Origin of the sequence: Peribacillus sp. B2I2, from assembly GCF_041261685.1 — a bacterium.
GTDB lineage: Bacteria > Bacillota > Bacilli > Bacillales > DSM-1321 > Peribacillus.
Genome location: NZ_JBGCCB010000001.1, coordinates 3,669,513 through 3,689,932, shown reverse-complemented (window position 1 = coordinate 3,689,932; position 20,420 = coordinate 3,669,513). Strand labels below are relative to the sequence as shown.

23 protein-coding genes and 2 riboswitches are annotated in these 20,420 nt (G+C 40.2%); of the genes, 17 read left to right on the top strand and 6 right to left on the bottom strand.

Annotation, left to right across the window (positions count from 1 at the left end; genetic code table 11):
* Nucleotides 1–33 precede the first annotated feature (33 nt).
* Nucleotides 34–1,572, top strand: coding sequence for a rhomboid family intramembrane serine protease (locus tag ABIE66_RS18185; RefSeq protein ID WP_370015798.1), 1,539 nt, complete (start codon nt 34–36; stop codon nt 1,570–1,572).
* Here ABIE66_RS18185 and ABIE66_RS18180 read toward each other — a convergent pair.
* Nucleotides 1,567–2,424: a hypothetical protein gene (locus ABIE66_RS18180; protein ID WP_370015797.1), complete on the bottom strand. Its 858-nt coding sequence runs from the start codon at nt 2,422–2,424 to the stop codon at nt 1,567–1,569. The genes ABIE66_RS18185 and ABIE66_RS18180 overlap by 6 nt on opposite strands.
* A 238-nt stretch (nt 2,425–2,662) precedes the next feature.
* Here ABIE66_RS18180 and ABIE66_RS18175 point away from each other — a divergent pair, with 238 nt between their 5' ends.
* From ABIE66_RS18175 to ABIE66_RS18155, 5 genes are all read left to right on the top strand, one after another.
* On the top strand, nt 2,663–2,872 hold the full coding sequence (locus ABIE66_RS18175; RefSeq protein ID WP_076365307.1) for a YqgQ family protein: 210 nt from the start codon (nt 2,663–2,665) through the stop codon (nt 2,870–2,872).
* 14 nt (nt 2,873–2,886) lie between these two features.
* Nucleotides 2,887–3,858 carry an ROK family glucokinase gene (locus ABIE66_RS18170; RefSeq protein WP_289327351.1) on the top strand — a complete coding sequence of 324 codons (972 nt, stop codon included), beginning with the start codon at nt 2,887–2,889 and terminating at the stop codon, nt 3,856–3,858.
* Between the two features lie 171 nt (nt 3,859–4,029).
* Nucleotides 4,030–5,880: an LTA synthase family protein gene (locus tag ABIE66_RS18165; protein WP_370017077.1), complete on the top strand. Its 1,851-nt coding sequence runs from the start codon at nt 4,030–4,032 to the stop codon at nt 5,878–5,880.
* Nucleotides 5,881–6,039: 159 nt separating this feature from the next.
* The gene (locus ABIE66_RS18160) at nt 6,040–7,206 is read left to right on the top strand and encodes a M14 family metallopeptidase (RefSeq protein WP_370015796.1); all 1,167 of its coding nucleotides are present in this window, start codon (nt 6,040–6,042) and stop codon (nt 7,204–7,206) included.
* A 174-nt stretch (nt 7,207–7,380) separates the two neighbouring features.
* Entirely contained in the window at nt 7,381–8,553 is a 1,173-nt protein-coding gene (locus tag ABIE66_RS18155; protein ID WP_289325755.1) for a YqgU-like beta propeller domain-containing protein, read from the top strand.
* Nucleotides 8,554–8,594: 41 nt separating this feature from the next.
* Here ABIE66_RS18155 and ABIE66_RS18150 read toward each other — a convergent pair whose 3' ends face one another.
* A complete protein-coding gene (locus ABIE66_RS18150; protein ID WP_289315672.1) occupies nt 8,595–8,768 on the bottom strand; it encodes a DUF2759 domain-containing protein in 174 nt (57 codons plus the stop codon).
* A gap of 233 nt (nt 8,769–9,001) precedes the next feature.
* On the opposite strand from ABIE66_RS18150, the gene ABIE66_RS18145 reads away from it, so the two are divergent.
* Nucleotides 9,002–9,628 (top strand): MBL fold metallo-hydrolase, encoded by a 627-nt coding sequence (locus tag ABIE66_RS18145; RefSeq protein WP_289315673.1) that lies wholly within the window; start codon nt 9,002–9,004, stop codon nt 9,626–9,628.
* Nucleotides 9,629–10,060: 432 nt separating this feature from the next.
* Complete coding sequence (locus ABIE66_RS18140; protein ID WP_370015793.1) at nt 10,061–11,158, top strand: class I SAM-dependent methyltransferase; 1,098 nt, start codon at nt 10,061–10,063, stop codon at nt 11,156–11,158.
* 55 nt (nt 11,159–11,213) lie between these two features.
* On the opposite strand, the gene ABIE66_RS18135 is transcribed toward ABIE66_RS18140, so the two are convergent.
* Both ABIE66_RS18135 and ABIE66_RS18130 read right to left on the bottom strand, forming a co-directional pair.
* Complete coding sequence (locus tag ABIE66_RS18135; RefSeq protein ID WP_289315675.1) at nt 11,214–11,456, bottom strand: DUF2626 domain-containing protein; 243 nt, start codon at nt 11,454–11,456, stop codon at nt 11,214–11,216.
* An 85-nt stretch (nt 11,457–11,541) separates the two neighbouring features.
* Entirely contained in the window at nt 11,542–12,243 is a 702-nt protein-coding gene (locus ABIE66_RS18130; protein ID WP_370015790.1) for a helix-turn-helix transcriptional regulator, read from the bottom strand.
* 214 nt (nt 12,244–12,457) lie between these two features.
* Between ABIE66_RS18130 and ABIE66_RS18125 the strand changes: the two genes are divergently transcribed.
* The 9 genes from ABIE66_RS18125 to ABIE66_RS18085 all read left to right on the top strand — a co-directional run bounded on the left by ABIE66_RS18125 (nt 12,458) and on the right by ABIE66_RS18085 (nt 17,324).
* Complete coding sequence (locus ABIE66_RS18125; protein ID WP_370015789.1) at nt 12,458–12,838, top strand: Spx/MgsR family RNA polymerase-binding regulatory protein; 381 nt, start codon at nt 12,458–12,460, stop codon at nt 12,836–12,838.
* Nucleotides 12,839–12,944: 106 nt separating this feature from the next.
* A complete protein-coding gene (gene comGA / locus ABIE66_RS18120; RefSeq protein WP_370017076.1) occupies nt 12,945–14,021 on the top strand; it encodes a competence type IV pilus ATPase ComGA in 1,077 nt (358 codons plus the stop codon).
* Nucleotides 13,987–15,039: a competence type IV pilus assembly protein ComGB gene (comGB, locus tag ABIE66_RS18115; RefSeq protein WP_289334751.1), complete on the top strand. Its 1,053-nt coding sequence runs from the start codon at nt 13,987–13,989 to the stop codon at nt 15,037–15,039. Before comGA ends, comGB begins: the two co-directional genes overlap by 35 nt.
* Nucleotides 15,040–15,120: 81 nt before the next feature.
* On the top strand, nt 15,121–15,429 hold the full coding sequence (comGC, locus tag ABIE66_RS18110) for a competence type IV pilus major pilin ComGC (RefSeq protein ID WP_289327350.1): 309 nt from the start codon (nt 15,121–15,123) through the stop codon (nt 15,427–15,429).
* A 7-nt stretch (nt 15,430–15,436) separates the two neighbouring features.
* Entirely contained in the window at nt 15,437–15,880 is a 444-nt protein-coding gene (gene comGD / locus ABIE66_RS18105) for a competence type IV pilus minor pilin ComGD (RefSeq protein ID WP_289325723.1), read from the top strand.
* Nucleotides 15,867–16,205 carry a hypothetical protein gene (locus tag ABIE66_RS18100; RefSeq protein WP_370015786.1) on the top strand — a complete coding sequence of 113 codons (339 nt, stop codon included), beginning with the start codon at nt 15,867–15,869 and terminating at the stop codon, nt 16,203–16,205. The genes comGD and ABIE66_RS18100 overlap by 14 nt, the downstream gene beginning before the upstream one ends.
* On the top strand, nt 16,153–16,632 hold the full coding sequence (gene comGF / locus ABIE66_RS18095) for a competence type IV pilus minor pilin ComGF (protein WP_370015784.1): 480 nt from the start codon (nt 16,153–16,155) through the stop codon (nt 16,630–16,632). The genes ABIE66_RS18100 and comGF overlap by 53 nt, the downstream gene beginning before the upstream one ends.
* The gene (comGG, locus tag ABIE66_RS18090) at nt 16,625–17,011 is read left to right on the top strand and encodes a competence type IV pilus minor pilin ComGG (protein WP_289325720.1); all 387 of its coding nucleotides are present in this window, start codon (nt 16,625–16,627) and stop codon (nt 17,009–17,011) included. Before comGF ends, comGG begins: the two co-directional genes overlap by 8 nt.
* A gap of 127 nt (nt 17,012–17,138) precedes the next feature.
* Entirely contained in the window at nt 17,139–17,324 is a 186-nt protein-coding gene (locus tag ABIE66_RS18085) for a YqzE family protein (protein ID WP_289315683.1), read from the top strand.
* Between the two features lie 45 nt (nt 17,325–17,369).
* Here ABIE66_RS18085 and ABIE66_RS18080 read toward each other — a convergent pair whose 3' ends face one another.
* Nucleotides 17,370–18,167 (bottom strand): YqhG family protein, encoded by a 798-nt coding sequence (locus ABIE66_RS18080; RefSeq protein ID WP_289325719.1) that lies wholly within the window; start codon nt 18,165–18,167, stop codon nt 17,370–17,372.
* Nucleotides 18,145–19,833 (bottom strand): DEAD/DEAH box helicase, encoded by a 1,689-nt coding sequence (locus tag ABIE66_RS18075; protein WP_289325718.1) that lies wholly within the window; start codon nt 19,831–19,833, stop codon nt 18,145–18,147. Before ABIE66_RS18075 ends, ABIE66_RS18080 begins: the two co-directional genes overlap by 23 nt.
* 374 nt (nt 19,834–20,207) lie before the next feature.
* Nucleotides 20,208–20,295, top strand: a riboswitch (glycine riboswitch).
* Between the two features lie 3 nt (nt 20,296–20,298).
* A riboswitch (glycine riboswitch) is annotated at nt 20,299–20,382 on the top strand.
* The last annotated feature ends 38 nt before the right edge of the window (nt 20,383–20,420 follow it).

The window sequence follows — 20,420 nt, the reverse complement described above, 5'->3', positions numbered from 1 at the left end:
AAGCTTAAGATTCATTGGAAAGTGGGGAAGGCATTGGGATTTAAAGAGGATTATTTGTTTTGGGAAACCATTAGGGAGTTGTCGGCCCATTATGATTATCGAATGATCACTGTCACGGAAAACCATCAGGAGATTTGGCTTGAGAGCGATAAGAATAAGGAGTTTCCAGTCATCAGACTCATTCGACATGATTTGGATTGGGCTAATTGGCTCAAGCGCGATATCGACCGAACATTGCAGAATGGGGAAAGGATCAGAAGGAAATTATACAAAAAGCCCATAGACATATTAAGTATCTATGTTAGTAAATTTGCCCCGGTCGATGATCATGACTTTAGTTTACAGGTGGCTTCCTTTAAAAAAACGAATGTTAACACGTTTATTCTAACTTGTGAATCATTTCATGATTCGTTACAAAACCTTGAGCATGTATTGAAAAAACCACTTTCAATTCAAGTTCTTGAAGAAGATGAAATAGATGAGGAAAAGATTCTCGCAGCAAAGAAAGACGCAATCTCGGAGTCGGTCAAAAAGGCTAAGGCTGAGCAGAAGGTATTTCAAAATGCCAATAAGCCATTCTTTACATATATATTCATGGCGATACAAATAGCTGTGTTCATCTTGATGGAGTTCAATGGAGGCAGCACCAATTCCAAGACCTTGATTGAGTTTGGCGCTAAATTTTCTCCTTATATCATACAAGGGGAATGGTGGCGGTTCTTTACACCAATGATTGTCCATATTGGGTTTATTCATTTACTGATGAATACATTTTCATTGTATTTGATCGGTGCTGAAGTGGAAAGGATTTACGGTAATGCCAGGTTCCTTTTCATCTATATATTCGCTGGTTTCGCTGGAACTCTAGGCAGCTTCATCATGACCCCGAATCTTTCGGCAGGGGCGAGCGGGGCCATTTTTGGCTGTTTTGGGGCACTTCTGTACTTTGGCATCGTCTATCCGAAATTATTCATGCGCTCGATGGGTTCATCGGTGATCGTGTTGATCATCATTAACTTAATATATGGTTTCACCGTTTCGGGAATTGACAATGCAGGGCATATCGGAGGTTTGATCGGAGGGTTCTTGGCTGCTGGAGTGGTCCATCTGCCAAAATCCAAGAATATCTTTCGGCAGCTGGCTTTTCTGATAGGGACGGCAATACTGACCTATGGCTTGCTTCAATTTGGTTTCAACCATCAGGACAGTGCAGCTATGGATGATAATACCATGGCCATGCTTGCCCAAAAGTATATTGATGATGAAGAAGAAGATAAAGCGGAAGAGATGTTATTCAAATATGTGGATGCAAACCCTGATGCACCACTATCGCTTTTTATGCTAGGGAATTTATCTTTTGAGAAAAAGGATATATATAAAGCGAGGGATTATTATGAAAAGGCGGTTGAAAGCAATCCGGATTTGCATGAAGCCCATTACAATCTTGCCTTAGTCTACATGAATCTCGAATCATTCGATCAAGCTAAGGAGCAAGCTGAAAAGGCTATTGAGCTTGCCCCGGATAATAAGTCATATACTAAACTGCTGCCAGAAATTGAAAAACGGCTATAACTTTTGACGTAGCATGATTGGGGTACCGTCTTTCAGTGTAAACAAGACAAGTATTTCACTTTGATTCTTAGCCATGAGCAATTGGGGGATGGTGCTGCCTTGTGGACTCACAGTGGATCCATCCTCCTTTTTTATTCCTAACACATAATTTTTATAAAGCCCTTCCCACAGCTTTCCCACAATTTCTTCCCGTTTGAATTGGGGGAAGGCAGAAAGCCATTGGTTTTTTTTTGAGGGCAGGTCTGTCAATGAGATGATTTTGTACTGATCCAGATTAACTTGAAATGCTTGACCGGCTTTCTCCAAACCATTTCGAACCGTTTGATCGGTAAAGCCGTCCAGCGTTTTTTTCCACTGAATCTGTTCCTCTGAAAGGGGACGGTGGAAGTATTGAAAAGTTGGTGTAGTTACTGTATAAAGTTTTTCTTTACTCAGCTGCTGGGCACTGGTGAAAATTGTGTCGCTCGGATGAACCTCGGCATAATGAAAAGTTACCGCTTCATAACGCCCACTCTCGGTTTCTTTAGATTTCGCTTTTTGAGAGAGTTCTTGTTTATTTTGCCGCCAATTTTTTAACGCTCCTGCCAATTTTCCATTTTTGTATAAGAGCGATACATCCTGACGTAAGTAAGCAGGCTGGTCCAACGCAGAACTCACCTTCCAAGTGATTGTATAGGTGGAATTCCCGGTACCCTTCGGTGTCAGGTGGGTGGAAGCATGTTCAAAATGGAGCGAGGAATCGATGGGAAAAAAAATGATGGTTTCCTCTGTCTGTTCATTATTTGAAAAATAAAGGATGACAAAAATGGTGGTTAAGACTAAAAAGACGGTATACTTCAATTGTAGTTTCATTTTTCCCCTCCGTTTTTACGCATGATGAATGGTTTAAAAAATATTAAGCAGTTTCAAATTTTCAAATCAAATCGAAAGAGTCCATATTAGGCGTTCACATTCTTGATATTTCATCATATGAATAGAGTTGGACATGTATGTGGAGGATGGGGAAAATTATCAAAAGTGGAAATCGACGCTTGTTACAATGAGGCTGATTCGATATACTTTCCTATAGAAAAGAGTAAAGAGGCTTATTATGAAAACATATTATGATCTTCAACAATACCTGAAAAGATTCGGCACATTTATTTACATTGGTGATCGATTAGCCGAGCTTGAACTGATGGAAGCTGAAATCAGGGAAATCCACCGTATGCAGATGATGGATACGAAAGATTATCAAATGGCGATCCTTTTAATTAGGCAGCAATTGTCTCTTGAAAGGGAAAAACAGAAAAAAAATTGATAAAAAAGGTGAGAATGATGGAAAAGTGGCTGATGGGTGTAGATTTAGGCGGTACAACTACCAAACTGGCTCTGATCAATTCATACGGAGAGATTATTCATAAATGGGAAATCAGCACGGATATCTCCGAAAAGGGCAAATTCATTACGATTAACATAGCCAAAGCGATTGATGCGAAGCTCGTGGAACTTAATGAACCGAAGAGTAAGATAGTAGGGATAGGAATGGGTGCCCCCGGCCCTGTGAAATTTGTTAACGGTTCCATATATGAAGCTGTCAATCTAGGTTGGAAAGACTATCCATTAAAAGATTTATTGGAGGTGGAGACATCTCTCCCTGCGGTGATCGATAATGATGCCAATATGGCAGCTTTGGGAGAAATGTGGAAAGGTGCCGGTAATGGTGCCAAAGACCTCGTTTGTATAACTCTGGGAACGGGTGTAGGCGGAGGGATCATCCATAATGGGCAAATCGTCCATGGTACTAGTGGAGCTGCTGGTGAAGTGGGGCATATAACGGTCGTAACGGACGGCGGGGCACCATGCAATTGCGGCAAGACAGGTTGTTTGGAAACGGTTGCTTCAGCTACGGGAATCGTTCGTATGGCTTTAGAGGCCTTGAATACTGCCGATGAAAAGTCAATGCTTCAGCAGAAAGTCGACGAGGGAAATGTGGTTACTTCCAAATTGTTATTCCAATGCGCTGCAGCAGGCGATCCTTTGTCCAAAGCAGTGGTGGATAAGGTAGGCAATTACTTGGGGCTAGCACTATCACATGTTGGGAATGTCATGAATCCGGATAAAATCGTCATTGGTGGGGGCGTTTCACAAGCGGGAGACATTTTGCTCGATCCTGTCCGATCTGCCTTTGGAAAGTATGCCTTTAAACGGGTTAGTAAATCAACGAAAATCAGCCTGGCAACACTAGGCAATGATGCAGGGGTAATTGGTGCAGCCTGGCTCATTAAAAGCCAATTGAATGGTTGATCCGTTCTTGTGCCCTTTGGCAAGCTGGGGTGTGTAAATTATCGAATTTTCAAAAAGTTCCCCATTTGAAGGGGTGGATGCATTTTGCATAGCGGGGAGAACTATGACCCAAGATTGAAGCGCTCTGGATCATAGCTCCATCGCTTCTTCGATGAGGAGGGACCAGGATTGATAAGGGTCTTCAAAAAACAGGGACATTCATTGTTTTGGGTCGTATTAATATCACTTTGGCTTAAAACATACATTGCTTATAAAACAAGTTTTGAGATAGATATTGAAAATTGGATCCAGGAGTTCATACTTTTCATCAATCCGGTCAGTTTCCTTTTACTTACTCTTGGCGTGTATATATTTTTAAAAGAAAATAAACGGACGGCATACTTACTGATCATGAGTTTTTTCATCACCTTCGTCCTCTTTGCCAACCTTGTGTTTTTTCGCTTTTTTAATGACTTTTTAACCATTCCCGTACTTTTTCAAACGAGCAATATGAACGACCTTGGAAGCAGTGTACATGAATTGATCAATCCAAGTGACCTTTTGTATTTTGCCGATATTCTGTTCCTGATGCTTATGGTGAAATACAAACCGAAATCATTCCATGACCGTTCATACAATCCTCAGGACCGTAAATTCTTTGTGTTAATGGCTTTAGGAGTGACCTTCTTTAATTTAGCTTTAGCGGAAGCTGAGCGTCCTGAACTCCTGACGCGAACGTTTGACCGTGAAATCCTCGTCAAGAATATTGGTACGTACCATTATCACCTCTATGATGCAATATTACAGACGAAATCATCGGCCCAACGTGCCCTTGCGGATGGCAGTGAATTGTCGGAAATTGAAAATTATGTCCGTGCCAATCAAAAAGCGGTTAATGATGATCTATATGGTCTGGCAAAAGGCAAAAATGTGATTCTTGTTTCATTGGAATCGACTCAAAGCTTTGTCATCAATAAAACTGTGAACGGTGAAGAAATCACTCCTTTTCTGAACGAATTCATCAAAGATAGCTATTATTTCAATAACTTTTATCACCAAACTGGCCAGGGGAAAACATCCGATTCAGAATTCATTATTGAGAATTCCCTCTATCCTTTAGGCAGAGGTGCAGTATTTTTCACTCATGCCCAAAATGAATACAGAGCCACCCCTGAAATCTTAACGGAAAAAGGTTACTATACGGCTTCCTTGCATGCCAATAATAAAAGTTTTTGGAATCGTGACATAATGTACGACTCTCTTGGGTATCAGCAGTTTTATGATAGTGATGAATATAAAGTCTCTGAAAAGAATTCCGTCAATTGGGGTTTGAATGATAAATCGTTCTTCCGGCAATCAATTGCCCACTTGAAGGGGATGCCGGAGCCTTTTTATGCCAAGTTCATAACGTTAACCAATCATTTCCCATTCACTTTGAATGAAGAAGACCGGACATTGGAACCTTACGATTCGAGTTCCAAAACATTGAATCAGTATTTTCCGACCGTGCGCTATACTGACGAAGCATTGGAACGATTTATCGGTGATTTGAAACGTGAGGGATTATATGAGGATTCCATTATTGTATTATATGGCGATCATTATGGCATTTCGGAAAATCACAACTCTGCTATGAGCCAGTTCCTTGGGAAGGAAATCACGCCTTTCGAATCCATCCAGCTTCAGCGTGTCCCGCTCATCATACATGTCCCCGGGCAGAAGGGTAAAACGGTTTCCACCGTTTCCGGTCAGATTGATGTAAGGCCGACTCTCCTTCATTTATTGGGGATTGAAAATGATGATTATATCGAATTCGGCAAAGATCTATTTTCTGAAGAGAAAATAGAATTCACCGTTCTTCGCGATAGCAGTTTCATCACGAAGGATTATCTCTATACGATGGATACCTGTTATGATAAAAAGACCGGAGCGGCGACGGAAAAGGATCCATGTGAGAAGTACTTGGAAAAGGCGAAGCAGGAGCTTGATTACTCCGACAAAATCATATACGGGGATTTGCTCCGATTTTATGAGCGACGTTGAAAAAAGAAACCTGGAGCAATCCAGGTTTTTTTGTTTTTGTAAGGAGATTCAGGTCCATAAAAGGAGAACCTAGAATCAATTATGAAACACGGAGACTTCCTGAACATCTTTCTGCCTTTCGTTTCATAAAGATTAAACAATGAAAGGGGCGGAGGCTGAATGAAAGTAGTGAGCAGAAACGGGGATAATTTGGCATATTACAGCCAAATGTTCCAAATTCCCCGAGTTTTGATTGAGGATGCAAATCCCGGTATTACTGACGGGGTTTTGCCAAATGGCATGGAAGTACAGATACCGGGGTACATTGTTCAGGAAGAGTCCCGGTTAGATATCGATTTTGCCGAAATCGCTTTACTATATCACCTGCCCATCGATGGGATATTATTATTGAATCAAGTTGAACAAAAAACGATTTCCGTACCCGTCCGAATCATGAATCCCATGCTTGTCACCGAAAAACCCTATGATTATCAATCACTTCTTAACGATCTTGATATTCTATCTTTTCATTACCCCTTCATTAAAGTTGAATCGATTGGGAGGAGTGTATTGGGAAAAGACCTCCTTGAGGTAAGAATCGGTCAAGGTGAAAAAATCATACATTATAACGGTTCATTCCATGCAAATGAATGGATCACTTCGGCGGTCTTGATGAAGTGGCTGAATGATTTTCTGCTGGCAGTAACGAATGATCGTACATTATGCGGTATGGATTGTATGCCCTTCTATAGGGATACGACGATTTCGATGGTTCCAATGGTTAATCCGGATGGAGTAGAGCTAGTCCTAAAGGGGGAGGAGGCGGCAGAGGGGAAAGTCGATGTTTTGAAAATGAATAATGGAAATCCTGCCTTTTATGCTTGGAAAGCCAATATCCGCGGTGTCGACCTGAATAATCAATATCCGGCCAATTGGGAGATTGAAAAGCAAAGAAAGATTCCAAAAGCCCCTGCCCCGAGGGATTTTCCAGGCGAGACCGCATTATCGGAACCAGAAGCATTGGCCATGAAGGAGCTGGCAAAAAGACGGAATTTTGAAAGAGTGTTAGCACTTCACACACAAGGAAAAGAATTTTATTGGGGATATGAAGGACATGAACCTGAACAGGCTGCGAATGTTGCGAGGGAGTTTGAGAAACGGAGCGGATATCGGGCTGTACAATATGTTGACAGCCATGCTGGGTATAAAGATTGGTTCATTCAGGAATTCAAACGTTGCGGATTCACAATTGAGCTGGGAAAGGGCATCAATCCACTTCCCCTATCCCATTTGCCTGGTATATATGAAGATTCCGTTAAGATTTTGATGGCTGGCTTGTATATGTGATGCCATTAATCCGGGGGAATATACTTCCAAAAAAATATAAGGTAATTATTCGCCACATTTTCTCTTTTTTACTTTATAATGAAAGTCGTAAGGGTTCGATTGGTTAATCCTTACTCTCTTTCTAATGTCTCGCTCACATATGCCAGGCGTTTTTAGTTATGAAGTGGGAGGTGTGTGGAGATTAAAGTATCCAAAGCAGCACTTTGTATGCGGCTTTCCATTTGTAAGATGTTGTGTTTCATCCCATTATTTATCTCCACTATCCTTCTTATCTCGGCTTGTGAGCCTTCCAAGGACCTTAGTAAACCCGTAAATGATACGGAAAAAGAACACTCCCAATCTACCAAGGAAACTTCAGTAAGCAAATTAAAGGTCCCGACTGCAGAAACGGAAAAAATCGAAGCCATTTTTGGATGGCTGGATTCTAAAACCATTTTATATTCTGTGAAGCGGGATGGTCATGAATTATCCCAGTTGATGTCATGGAATTTGGAAACGAATGACACTTCCGTTTTCTATCAGCCGGCTTTTGCGTTTTCTGAAGTTTCCATCAGTCCGTCTGGTACGCATATTTTGTTATCGTCCTTCACCTCTTCGGGTAAAGCATCAATCACAATACTCGATAAAACGGGAAATCCACTGTATTCCGTGGCGATCCCAGCCTATGAATTAGCTTATGAGTGGAATTCATATCAAGATGGCATGTTGTTTTTATCGAGTTTTTATGAAGATTGGACATACAGTAGTTATGTGTTGAATCCAGGTGATCAAACACTGGAAACACTGGACTTTCCACAGCCCTTTGCTCAATGGGCAAGTGAAAAAGAATTGATGTTTCTCGATTGGGATAAGCAAGAACCTGCTTTGACGGCTCCCTTAGAAAGAAAAGCGCTGAATGATGCTGGAGCGGAAAGCCTTATGCTCGATGTCATTCACTTTAAAAAAATGAAACAAGCGCTGATGACGATTCAAGTGGAGACAGAAAAACAAGATCGGGGTACATATGCATTTTATGATCGAACAAACAAACCGATCCACTCTTTTTCCGTGCCACTATTGAAAAGCTTTTCAGATTGGGTGATTCCATCCTATGATTTCATTGAAAAAAACAAGGAATTCATAACGTTTATTCCTAATGAATCAAAAGATGCGGACCAATATGAGGGAAGGTTTACCTTAACTAAATTAAATTGGGAAAAAGGCACACAAGAAGAATTGATGAAGGACATGGAAAATGAACCATTAAGCTGTTCGCTTGATGGCAACCTCTGCTTATATGGATATCAATTTGAGAAAATCATTGATATGAAAACCCATCAAATACAAAGATTGTTCAAACAAACATAATGACCCAAAACAAAAGCTCGCCGGATGGCGAGCTTTTTTCTTTAATGGGCAACAGGAAAACCACTGTTGATGACAGTCATGACAGTGAACCAGCCAAACACGACTGCACTGCCGGCTGCAAAAAGGAATCCTAAGAAGTTTCTCTTTTTTAATGAGGTAAACACAGCTGCAACTCCTAAGATGGCCACAAGTCCGAAAACAACCATTAATATCATATCAAAACCCCCTTTTTTGTAATGAATACCTAATCTCTAATAATATACCCAGAGAATAAAGCAACTACCAAAAATATGTAGAAAAGATTGCATTTGTTAATATCTTAATATTTTTTCAATTATTTGTCGAGGTTTAAAAGGTGACACTTGTATGACTTGAGTAAACTGAATTAACATTAGCAGCTTTAATTGGTGTAAGATGAAGATAGAAAATCATATAGGAGTTGATGAAAATGAAATGGACACAAATACCTCTAGGCCCGCTGCAAACGAATTGTTATGTAGTTTCCGATGGACAGGATTGCGTCATTTTCGATCCGGGTGAAGAGCCTCAAAAAATCATACAGTACATACAGACAAAAAAATTGAAGCCATTGGCGATTTTATTGACACATGCACATTTTGACCATATCGGTGCTCTTGATGCTATTCGCGATTATTATGAGATACCTGCATATATTCACGAAAAAGAGGCCAAGTGGCTACTTGATCCCGCATTGAATGGTTCCCAAAAGTGGTTCCCTGAAAATCCAATGCGCATGAAGCCAGCCGATCACATCCTCGCAAATGAGCAAGAACTTACTATAGGAGGATTCACTTTCGAAGTATTCGAAACCCCCGGACACTCACCAGGGAGCGTGTCGTATTATGTGAAGGAGGAACGTCTTCTATTTTCAGGGGATGTCTTGTTCCAGGGAAGCGTTGGCAGAACCGATTTAATAGGCGGAAGCGAAGCAGTGCTGTTAAAAAGCATTGAAACGAAGCTGCTGACACTTTCTGATGATGCTATCGTTTTTCCAGGTCATGGGCCAGTCACGACCATTTTAGATGAAAAGAATACCAATCCCTTTTTAAGATAATGACTATTGCAGGTGCCATATGGCACCTGTTTTATTTTACGTTCTTTGTAATGTGAAAATATTGAAATCGGTCATCTCCGGAACTATACTGAATATAAAAAATGTTTTGTCTCTCACTTGATCGGGGAATGGAGGGGATGAAAAGAGAGGCCCAAGTTTAATTTAAGGGTCTTCCTGGGAGTGGATGACTTTCCTGATTCCTGCTCTGAAATAAAATGCTTATTTTAATGTCGGTTTTAGGGAGAACATTCCTTTTTTTCGATTAAAGTTATCAAGGTGCATCTTTTATGAACTGTGTCCTTTTTGTGAACTTTAAAATATAGTTTTTTGCATGTTGTCGATAAAAAAACTTATTCATGACATAGAACTTATTTTTATTAAAGATAAGGGAAGGTTTAATTTTCCGATGACCATGGAGACGGAGGCATTGTGTTGATAAATCACTTGAAGGAATTGATTGCAAGCAGCTCCCAAAGGAGAATTTCCTATCATGACTATATGGATGCTGTTTTATATACACCAAATATAGGCTACTATGTGCGCGAAAAAGAAAAGATTGGCTCAAGAGGGGATTTTTATACGTCTGGTAATGTAGGGGATGCATTTGGAAGGTCACTTGCCAGATGGTTCGTCTATTTAATAAAAATGTGCGGAGTTTCACCAAGAATCATCGAAGTCGGTGCTGGGGATGGTAAGCTGGCTTATGACATCCTCGTTTTCATAAAAGAAATGGAACCGCTTTTATGGGACTCCCTGACTTATATCATGGTCGATGGCAGTCCGTATCACAGAAAGATCCAGCAAGAACGTGTAGGGATGTTCAAACAGGCAGTTTCTGTTGCCAGTTTAGAAAAATGGACGAAAGTAAATGGAATCGTCTTTTCAAATGAACTATTCGACGCGTTGCCTGTACATGTCATTGAAAAGTATAAGGGAGCGCTTGTAGAGGTATTCGTTGCTGAAAAGGAAGGCGATTTGGTAGAAGTAAGGGAACCTTTGGTCAACCCTGGCATTCTATCTTACCTTACAGAACGAAACATCACATTAAATGAAAAACAACGATACGAAGTTCCGCTTAAAATGGTCCAGGAATATGAGAATATCATTTCCCATATCGATTCGGCCATGCTCCTTACAATTGATTATGGTTATACCGAACGGGAATGGAAGGAGCCAACCCACCTTCAAGGGAGCTTGAGGGGCTATTATCAGCATGAAATGATCAAAGATCCACTTATGTATCCTGGTGATATGGATTTGACGACACATATCCATTTTGACACTTTAATCGAAATCGGAAAAAGAAAGGGTTTTTTCAATCAGGGGCTTTTTCTTCAAAATGAATTCCTGATTAAAACCGGGATACTTGAGGAATTGAAGGACCACCAAGGAACTGATCCATTCTCCAAAACGGCAAAGCGTAATCGTGCAATTCGGGGGCTAATCGTTCCAGGGGGATTTAGTGAACATTTCAGAGTGTTGCTTCAATCGAAGAATTTAGCTGAAGATGCAAAGATCCTCCCTGAATGAGGACAAGTAAAAACCCATGAATCAAAATTCATGGGTTATGTAATATTGCTTGTTCCTAATGCGCAGTACCTGGAGTCATCATAAATACGCTCCAGTAGGAAAATCCTACAAAGAAAACGGTGAGATAGGCGCCGAAAACATAAATATACATGCGCTCAGATAATTTCAAATAACTTAAAAGTACGAAAAAGCCGGTTTGTGCAAAGAAAAGTAATGACGTTTGATGCATATGGCCAAGATAAAAGAATATTGCCATAATTCCTGTCCAAAATCCACATACTCTGAACATGCGTTCCATCCGAATCCCTCCTTATGTCTAGTCGTGTACATTCTAAATAATTATAAATGAGATTGTAAGGTAATGTAAAGGATGCCTTTTGTTTCTATGTGAGAACCGAAGCCTGATAAGAGCATGTTGCGCAATTAGACATCATATTTTCCAATTCCACAATATGGACATTTTCAAACAAGGCTTCGAACATACCTTTTAAAAATGAATTGTGCATGGAACAGATCGTACCTGGCTCTAATTCAGTAACTTCCTTAAACGGGCAATTGTAGATACTGAAGTAGATTTTATTTTCTTCTTCGCTAGCTTGTATTTCAGGCGACAAGCCTGCAATGTTAGCCGCATTTTTAAGAATGTTGACTTTTTCCGCAAAAGCGATTTGATCGATCGGTGTTGAGTTCATGGATAGTTGCTGATTGATCAATTCCTCTCCGAATACTTTTCCCGTTTCATAAAGAGCCTGTTTACCTGGTTCCCCTAATGTCATAATCGTCTGGATTGCAATCCTTGAAAGGAGCTGATAGTTCCTATATGGAAAATTAAGCTGAATGACTTTATCAGACAATCGATAAAGTCTGCTAGGGCGACCGCCTTTCCCAGTTTTACGGGCATCAGAGGTCAACATATCGATATCTTCCAGTTTTGATAAATGTAGACGGGCCACATTGGGATGGATTTTAAAAGAATCGGCGATTTGCTGAACCGATACATCTCCATGGCTTTTCACTATATGTTGATAAATATAATATCTGGTGGGATCTGCTAACACGTTTGTTATTCTTAACGTTTGTTCCATTTTACCCTCCTCATGTTCCATAGTTTAACTATGTTCATTATAATGCAGGAAGAAAAAAATGGAATAATAGAAATGGCAAACTCCCCTTAGTTTAAAAAAAGTTCACAATTCAAACGGTTTTATAAGGTAAAATAATATACAATAATTGTACAAATGTTATACAATCATTATATGGGTGATTATATATACAAAATGTGAACGGGGAGTGATAAGTATGCAACAGTTAACATTCTTTTCGTACCCAAGTTGTACATCTTGCCGAAAAACAAAAAAATGGTTAAAGGCCAATCATGTTTCCTTCGATGAGCGACATTTATTCAGGGAAACTCCAACAGTAGCAGAGTTAAAAAGAATTCTTGAATTGACAACGGAAGGACTTGATGAAGTCTTGGCAACCAGAAGTGAAGCTTACAAAGGCTTACATATTAATATTGACGAAATGATGCTTTCTGATGTCATCCAATTATTAACAAAAGAACCGAAGTTATTAAGAAGGCCCATCCTTATCAACGGGGAAAAACTGGTGATTGGTCATAATGAGGACGCATTAAGAAATTTGGTATCACAAAGGATTAATTTGAAAATGAGCATGTAAGTCGATTCTCGAAGTTTCCTTTCGGGGATTTTTTTTATTCATAAGCAGGAATTTGTCGTGGATTGTCGAATTCATACAACAAGAAACATAGGAGGTGATGAATGAATTGATATCGATTGAAAAGACCGCAGAAAAAATACTTACCCGTGCCATAAAGTTATCAGCATCGGATATCCACATTTTTTTTCGCAGGGAGGGGCCTCTCATCCAATTCAGGATAGATAATAAACTCGTTCCCCAGGAAACATTATCATTCTTTGAAGCTGAAAGGCTGATAGCCCATTTGAAGTTCCTTGCCGCAATGGACATAGGGGAGAAAAGGAGACCCCAGAGTGGTGCCATCACCATCAATTTGGCTAACCAAGTGGTTGGACTCCGCCTTTCCACTCTACCCACTTCCTATCTCGAAAGTTTGGTCATCCGCTTAATACCCCAACAGAATATCCTTCCTCTAGAACAGTTATCCTTATTTCCAAACACCGTTCAAAAATTGATTGCACTTTTGAAGCATTCCCATGGCATGCTCATTTTTACCGGTCCGACCGGCAGTGGGAAAACCACGACACTATATTCCCTGCTTCATCATGCCCATGAGATGATCAATCGAAATATCATAACGCTTGAAGATCCCATTGAAAATGTATCTGAAAAGGTACTGCAAGTCCAAATCAATGAAAAGGCGGGCATTACTTATTCTGTCGGACTTAAAGCTGTGCTAAGGCATGATCCCGACGTGATCATGGTAGGGGAAGTCAGGGATGCCGAAACGGCCAAAATCGCAGTGCGTGCAGCTCTAACCGGCCATTTGATACTTACAACCATGCATACAAGGGATGCACAGGGGGCTATCTCCAGGTTACTTGAATTTGGTGTCAGCTTGCTTGAGATTGAACAGAGTTTGATTGGCGTGACAGCACAGCGGCTGGTTGAATTGAGGTGTCTTCCATGTAATGGGGACTGTGCTTTTGCTTGCCAAATGACTGCCAGGAATAAAAGGGCAAGTGTGTATGAATTGCTTTATGGAAAAAGCCTGGCCGAGGTTCTCCGGATGATGGGGGATGAAAAAGGAAGGGCAACGGCCAGCTACCGCCTATTGAAGGATGAAATAGGAAAAGCTGTTGCGATGGGCTATGTGGATTCGCAGGAATATGAACGGCTTGTATACCATGAAGCTAAAAACTAAATGGAAGTTAAAAGAACAGGCGGTCTTTATTTCGAAGCTAGGTGAATTATTACATCATGGTTATCCCTTGGCGGAAGCTTTACATTTTCTCGAATTTCAGGAATCAAAGAATAAAGCGGAAGACTTCACTCTGGCCATAAAGGAATTAAGGAACGGTTACCCGTTGCATCAAGTGCTAACCCATCTTAATTTTCATCCTCAGCTTGTAAGTTATATATTTTATGGAGAGCAATACGGCGACCTGGATCGGGCATTGAAAGAGGGAGGGCGATATTGGAAGAAAAGAACGGAGGATATGGATAAAGTAAAAAAGTTAATGGTGTATCCCGTATTCTTAATCTTTTTTGTAAGCATCGTTTTTTACATTCTTCAGAGTGTTCTCCTTCCTAAATTCCAGACCATCTATTTCACGATGGATGTTGAACAGAATACAATCTTGAAATTACTGTCAGCTTCTACATTCATTCTTCCGGCTCTCCCCTTCATTTTTCTCGTATCGCTCCTATTCTTGTTTGTACTCAAACGATTTTGGTTTAACGGATTATGCCCATTACGGCAGCGGAGGATTTTGATGGGAATTCCGATATTAGGAACCTTCATCAAGTTATACGAAACTTATTTTTTTGCAAGCCAATTCAGTGGCTTACTTTCCGGAGGGTTATCGATTAACGACAGCATCAAATTATTCTCTATAAATCAGCAGCAGCCTTTTTACCAAAAACTATGCTCGATCATTAAGGATGACCTTATCGAGGGCAGATCGCTTGAAATGATCTTTCGTGAACTCCCCTATTTTGATGGGAATTTACCGGTGGTCGTTGCAAATGGTCAAAGATATGGCAGACTTGATGCGGAGCTACTTCATTACAGTCGTTTTTTACTGGAGAAAATTGAAGAGAGAATGAATGCAGTCTTGAAAATCATTCAGCCCCTTATGTTTTTACTGATAGGTATTGTGATCGTGTCCATTTATTTAGCGGTTTTGCTGCCGATGTTCTCTCTGCTCGAAGGTATATAGAATTTGATTTTTGCATTCTGGAGGTGAAATTGCTCCTGAAACCATCTGGTATTCAGATGGTTTCAGGAGCAGGATGATATGATGAAGAAAGTGATGAATGAACGAGGTTTTACACTAATTGAGATGCTCATTGTTTTACTTGTAATATCCATTCTTTTGATTATTACAATACCCAATATCACGAAGAACCAATCGACAATCCAGTCTAAAGGGTGTGAAGCATTCGTGAAGATGGCTCAAGCACAGGTTCAGGCATATGAGATCGACAATGCTAAACTGCCCGTAAGTATCAATGAATTGGAAAGCCAAGGCTATCTCAAACAGACATCCTGTCCTAATGGGGATGATATTAGTTTGGATAGCAAAGGAAAGATAACGGTCGTTGAGTAGGAGAAAAGTGAATGCACGGCGCTCCAATGGCGGGTATACCCTGTCTGAAACCCTTATAGTCCTCGTTATTTTTGTACTCCTGATTTCCATCAGTCCAAATTTATATCCAAGCTTCACTAAAGGAATGGAAAATAGGCTATTCATTTCCCGGTTCCATGAAGATCTTTTCCATGCACAGCAGTATGCCATCAGTCATGAGAGCCTGATTTACCTCCAGATTGATAATAACAAAAAGGTTTATACCATTTTGTCTTATAAGGAGGGAATCGTTCTAGAGAGAAGCATACCAAAGGATATACAGTTTTTAAATGGCACATTAGGGTTCAGCTTTCATTTTAATCAGTTTGGAAATGCTTCAAAAGCAGGAACGATGATCATTGACACTTCAAAAGGACAGTATAAATTGGTCCTCAATATAGGTAAAGGGAGGTTCAGGATTGAGAAATTGTAAAGGTTACGTCTACCTTGAGCTAATGGCCGCATTTTTCGTTTGTATTTTCTTGATCCTTTCCATTTTACCGATTATTGACGAGTTAATCACGCATCGGAAAGATATCGTAATCAGGACAGAAGCCCACCATTTATTATATGAAAGATTGACGGCTTTCATGGATGGGGAGATACAAGCAATTGGACAGGAAATCATCAACAAAAAAAGATCCTATGAATTGATTTGGAAGGATCATGGGGATTTCCCGGGGATGATTGAAGGGTGTGTACGTTATGAAAATGAATCGGGTAAATTTGAAACCATTTGTGATGCTGCGAAAAGATGATGGTTTTACGATGATAGAGTTGCTTTTTTCTTTAATGATCTTAATGACGACGTCCCTTTTTGTCCTACAGCTTTTTTCAATCATTCACACCCAGATGAGATCCATTGATAAATTGCATCCTAAAGAGTGGGAGGTCTTTACCATGCAAATGAAGCAGGAGGTCCGGAGTTCCAAAGTTCAGGATGTAATGGGAAATAAATTATATTTGCTTTCAGGTGAACAATTATCATCCATTGAACAATATGAAGATAAGGTCCGAAGGAGAGTGAATGGTAAGGGGCATGAGGTCATCTTGCAGAACATTTCGGAATTCCAGGTTGAGAAGGATGGAAGTGTCATTGTTCTAAATATAACGGATAAAGCAGGGACTACTTTCAGTCGAAGATTTCATCCTTTCTTAAGAAATGTGACGAAAGTCGATGAATAATCAAAAAGGAGTCGTTTTCCCGATGATCATGATTGTAGCGAGTGTTTTCATCATGTTCACGATATTAATGATCGATCAATTTATCATCGATAAAATGTTTTATAAAGAAGTGGAAGAATCGCTTGTGGCCGATCATCTTGTCCACCTTGCCGTTAAGGATGTGACGTCAGAGTGGGGGGAAGAGGTCCCGGAAATCATCCAGGGGGAAATTTTCTACCCCAATGGTACGGTGCGATATTCCTTAACGGAGGAAGATGGTCCTTACGTCTATATAGAATTTTCATCGACGACTAAAAATGACCGAAGGGGTAGGGTCATCATTCAATACGATACAGAAGCGGGGCGAGTGATACAATGGATAGAAAAGCAGGCTGTGTAATACGTAAAATACACAGTCTTTTATAAAGGTTCAATCATGTTCAAGCGATAGATTCGCGTGTTTAGGGAACAAGTGAAGGAATAAAACAAGCGTAAACCGGGCATACTTTGTTTAGGGTGATTTTTATATGTCTACAAACGCTTATATTAAATATCTGACGCAACAGCTTGTCGAATATTTTAATCTGACCAAAAAAGAACGAAAAGAAAAGCGACGTCATAGAAAAGAGGATAAAAACCATGGTATGTCCCATTGGTTTGGCATTGTCCCTTTTGCTTTGTCGATGTTCTTAAGGAAAAATATCAAGAAATAGAACAGATGTCCTTAAATTAGGACATCTGTTTTTTTATTAAGGATCCTATCCCAACGCCCTATCTGAAAGGTAAAATAAACCTCCATTGATGATGGATATTCGGATGTTCGGTTCATATTGTGCTTTTAAGGCTTCTTTTTCGGTAAAATAGCTCTCACTTTTTTCGTCCATATCCTTGTAAAAATGCTCCAATAAATTCAAGTCATTCTGCCAGCGAAGCATTGCTTCTTCCGCCCAAGAATGGTCATCATCCTCGAAACTGGTTCTGATGTATGTATCCAGTCTGGCCAATCCACTCTTGGGCATGATGAGCGGTGAAAGCGTAAAGGAATAATCCGGTATTTTTGGGGTGACCTTAACCGGTAAAACCCGATGGTGAAAGCTTTCCATGATCTCGCCTGAGATTAAATTCAATCCGATGGACATAAAGGTATCTTTTTTACGATCGCATTGATAGGATATTTTCACATTAAGGGTTAGCCAAGGAAACAATGGATTATTCCCGCCTTTTGATGGAGGAGTATCCTCAAAAAGTCTAGTATACCCTGCCAGATTTTTTGTTGATTGAATAATTTGATGAAGGCGAGGGGAGCCAAAATGAATCATTTCTCCCTTTAAATCGGGTGGAGCGTGTTCTGGGTCGGTAATGAAAGTCATCTGGGCTGGGTTCGGAATGCCACCCGTTTTTTCTAGATAGTGCCAATAAAAGGGTCTGTTCATTAATTCTTTATCCATTTCAATCGTCAGTTGAACGGTAAGGTGGGTTGGTGTATTATCCAGTATTTCACAATCATTGGCTTTAAAGTAAGTTAATAAAAAATCATGAATTTCCCGTTGCTGCATGAACCTCACCTTCCTTCATGGATTGAGCGAATTGAATTAACGATGAAAAATTATCCATCTTGATTTTCATTTCGCCCTCTGTTTTGGACTCGCCGACTACATCAATTAAGTATTCTTCAATGTTGTTAATATCCAGTTTGGTTAGAATATCATCCAGTTCACCAATTACTTTTTCAAATAAATTGATTTTTTCGTATAGTAACTTCAGAATATGTTCTTCAACTGTATTTTTCGTGGAAAAGTTATAAATCATGACATCTTCTTCCTGACCAAGCCGGTGAATCCGCCCAATTCTTTGCTCGAGTCTCATGGGGTTCCATGGCAGGTCAAAATTAATCAAGTGATGGCAAAACTGAAGGTTTATCCCTTCCCCGCCCGCTTCGGTTGCGATTAATACCTGTATTTTCTTTTGGAATAATTCGCGCATCCAGTCTTTCTTTCCACGCTTAAATCCGCCTCGGAAAGGGACTGAAGAAATCCCATTCTGTTGCAGGTACCATTGCAGATAAAGCTGGGTCGCTCGGTATTCGGTAAAGATAATCACTTTGTCATCAATTTTCTTGATCAGTTCCAAAGCTTTTTCAGCTTTGGAGTTCTGAACCGTTTCGTTTACTTTAGAAAATAAATCATCAAGCTTTGCCAAAAAGTCAGGGGAAGGCTGGTCGTATTTTGCTTTCATATTTTTTAAAGTATAAAAGACTGCCTCCCTGCTGCTGCAGGCTTCCCTTTGGAGAGTGAGAGCTGAAAAGGCGCTTCCTTTTGTTCCATCCGAAATAGGCTTAAATTTGGAAACGGCATCGTACAATGCCTGCTCGGTTGGAGAAAATTCAATGGTGATGGTTTCCACATGCCTTTTTGTCCATTCAATACCAGTATCGGCCCGCCGGTTTCGTATCATAACAGTGTTGACCAGTTCCTTAAGGTGTTCATCTTCAATTATGTTCCGGCCTTTCCCTTTATATTTTTCCGAAAAGAGTGTGGCATTTCCCAAGTGGCCTGGTTTCAATAACGAAACGAGGTGGAAAATTTCCTCGACTTTATTTTGAATGGGAGTAGCTGTCAGGAGTAAACAAAATTTCTTTTTCAGATTTTGGACGAATTCATAGTTCTTCGTCTTATTATTTTTAAGTTTATGAGCTTCGTCAATAATGATGAAGTCATATTCCTGATTGAAAATGATATCACGATGTGGAGCGCGTTTCGCTGTATCAATGGATGAAATGACCACATCACAGGAGTCCCAAACATAACTTTTTCTCTGAACGACTGCCGGAATATGAAACTTGGTATTCAATTCAAAAGCCCATTGTGTTACAAGTGAAGCCGGTACAAGGATCAATACTTTTTTTACAAGGCCTCTAATCATATATTCTTTTAGGATCAAGCCGGCTTCAATTGTTTTTCCGAGCCCTACCTCATCAGCTAAAATGGCCTTTCCATTCATCTTTTCCACCACTTGCTTTGCTGCTTCCAATTGGTGGGGAAGCGGGGTTAACTGCGGAAGGTGCTTGGGCGCCTGTAAACCCTCAAAATCAGGGATGATGAGATTTTCCTCCATTTGAACCGCCAACTTATAAAGCTCCCAATTTCCCCATGGACCGTCATTTTCCATCTTTTGCAGAAACTCGTCATTCCATTCAGAATTGAAGGATATATTGATTTTCATAGAAATAACTCCCTCTTAAATCATAATTTCCTTAATAAAAGGTCAAAACCCGAACATTTCATATGTGAAGTAAGAAAAATATTTCTCTTCAAAAGATATTGCAGAGATAAGTTTCTTAGGGTAGGATATAAGTATATTTAGAAAATTCCAATTTCCAAACGCTATAAAGAATCTTTGTATTTCGGTTTTGCAGTTCGCGTTTTCTTAGTATGCGCTACAGGCTCCTATTTTATCCAAGATACTGAAGGAGATCATTCAAACGGTTCCTGAAGTTTTAGGAGAGTTGGCAGAGAATGCATTCCATGATGCTCAAAGGTTTTACTAATGCTTGGGGCTTATTCGCTTACTTTCATTGGTAGACCATTTATATGCGGGTGAAGATAAGGGGAGAGACTACGGATGTAGCGCCGAAGGAGCAAACTTAGCAGTGAATCTCTCAGGCAAAAGAACTCTTATTGGACGCAACTCTGGAGAGCGCCGCCCATTTTGGGACGGCCACCAAAGGGGAAAACCTATTATATAGGTAAACTTTCAGGTTTCAGGACAGAGAAAAAGCTCAAACGGGCTTTCTCTGTCCTTTTTTGTGC

Excerpts from the sequence above, each read along its gene's own strand:
- ABIE66_RS18180 (WP_370015797.1), bottom strand. The coding sequence starts at position 2,424 with ATGAAACTACAATTGAAGTATACCGTCTTTTTAGTCTTAACCACCATT.
- ABIE66_RS18175 (WP_076365307.1), top strand. The coding sequence starts at position 2,663 with ATGAAAACATATTATGATCTTCAACAATACCTGAAAAGATTCGGCACA.
- ABIE66_RS18170 (WP_289327351.1), top strand. The coding sequence starts at position 2,887 with ATGATGGAAAAGTGGCTGATGGGTGTAGATTTAGGCGGTACAACTACC.
- ABIE66_RS18160 (WP_370015796.1), top strand. The coding sequence starts at position 6,040 with ATGAAAGTAGTGAGCAGAAACGGGGATAATTTGGCATATTACAGCCAA.
- ABIE66_RS18150 (WP_289315672.1), bottom strand. The coding sequence starts at position 8,768 with ATGATATTAATGGTTGTTTTCGGACTTGTGGCCATCTTAGGAGTTGCA.
- ABIE66_RS18145 (WP_289315673.1), top strand. The coding sequence starts at position 9,002 with ATGAAATGGACACAAATACCTCTAGGCCCGCTGCAAACGAATTGTTAT.
- ABIE66_RS18135 (WP_289315675.1), bottom strand. The coding sequence starts at position 11,456 with ATGGAACGCATGTTCAGAGTATGTGGATTTTGGACAGGAATTATGGCA.
- ABIE66_RS18130 (WP_370015790.1), bottom strand. The coding sequence starts at position 12,243 with ATGGAACAAACGTTAAGAATAACAAACGTGTTAGCAGATCCCACCAGA.
- ABIE66_RS18125 (WP_370015789.1), top strand. The coding sequence starts at position 12,458 with ATGCAACAGTTAACATTCTTTTCGTACCCAAGTTGTACATCTTGCCGA.
- comGB (WP_289334751.1), top strand. The coding sequence starts at position 13,987 with ATGAACGGCTTGTATACCATGAAGCTAAAAACTAAATGGAAGTTAAAA.
- comGC (WP_289327350.1), top strand. The coding sequence starts at position 15,121 with ATGAAGAAAGTGATGAATGAACGAGGTTTTACACTAATTGAGATGCTC.
- comGF (WP_370015784.1), top strand. The coding sequence starts at position 16,153 with ATGAAAATGAATCGGGTAAATTTGAAACCATTTGTGATGCTGCGAAAA.
- comGG (WP_289325720.1), top strand. The coding sequence starts at position 16,625 with ATGAATAATCAAAAAGGAGTCGTTTTCCCGATGATCATGATTGTAGCG.
- ABIE66_RS18085 (WP_289315683.1), top strand. The coding sequence starts at position 17,139 with ATGTCTACAAACGCTTATATTAAATATCTGACGCAACAGCTTGTCGAA.
- ABIE66_RS18080 (WP_289325719.1), bottom strand. The coding sequence starts at position 18,167 with ATGCAGCAACGGGAAATTCATGATTTTTTATTAACTTACTTTAAAGCC.
- ABIE66_RS18075 (WP_289325718.1), bottom strand. The coding sequence starts at position 19,833 with ATGAAAATCAATATATCCTTCAATTCTGAATGGAATGACGAGTTTCTG.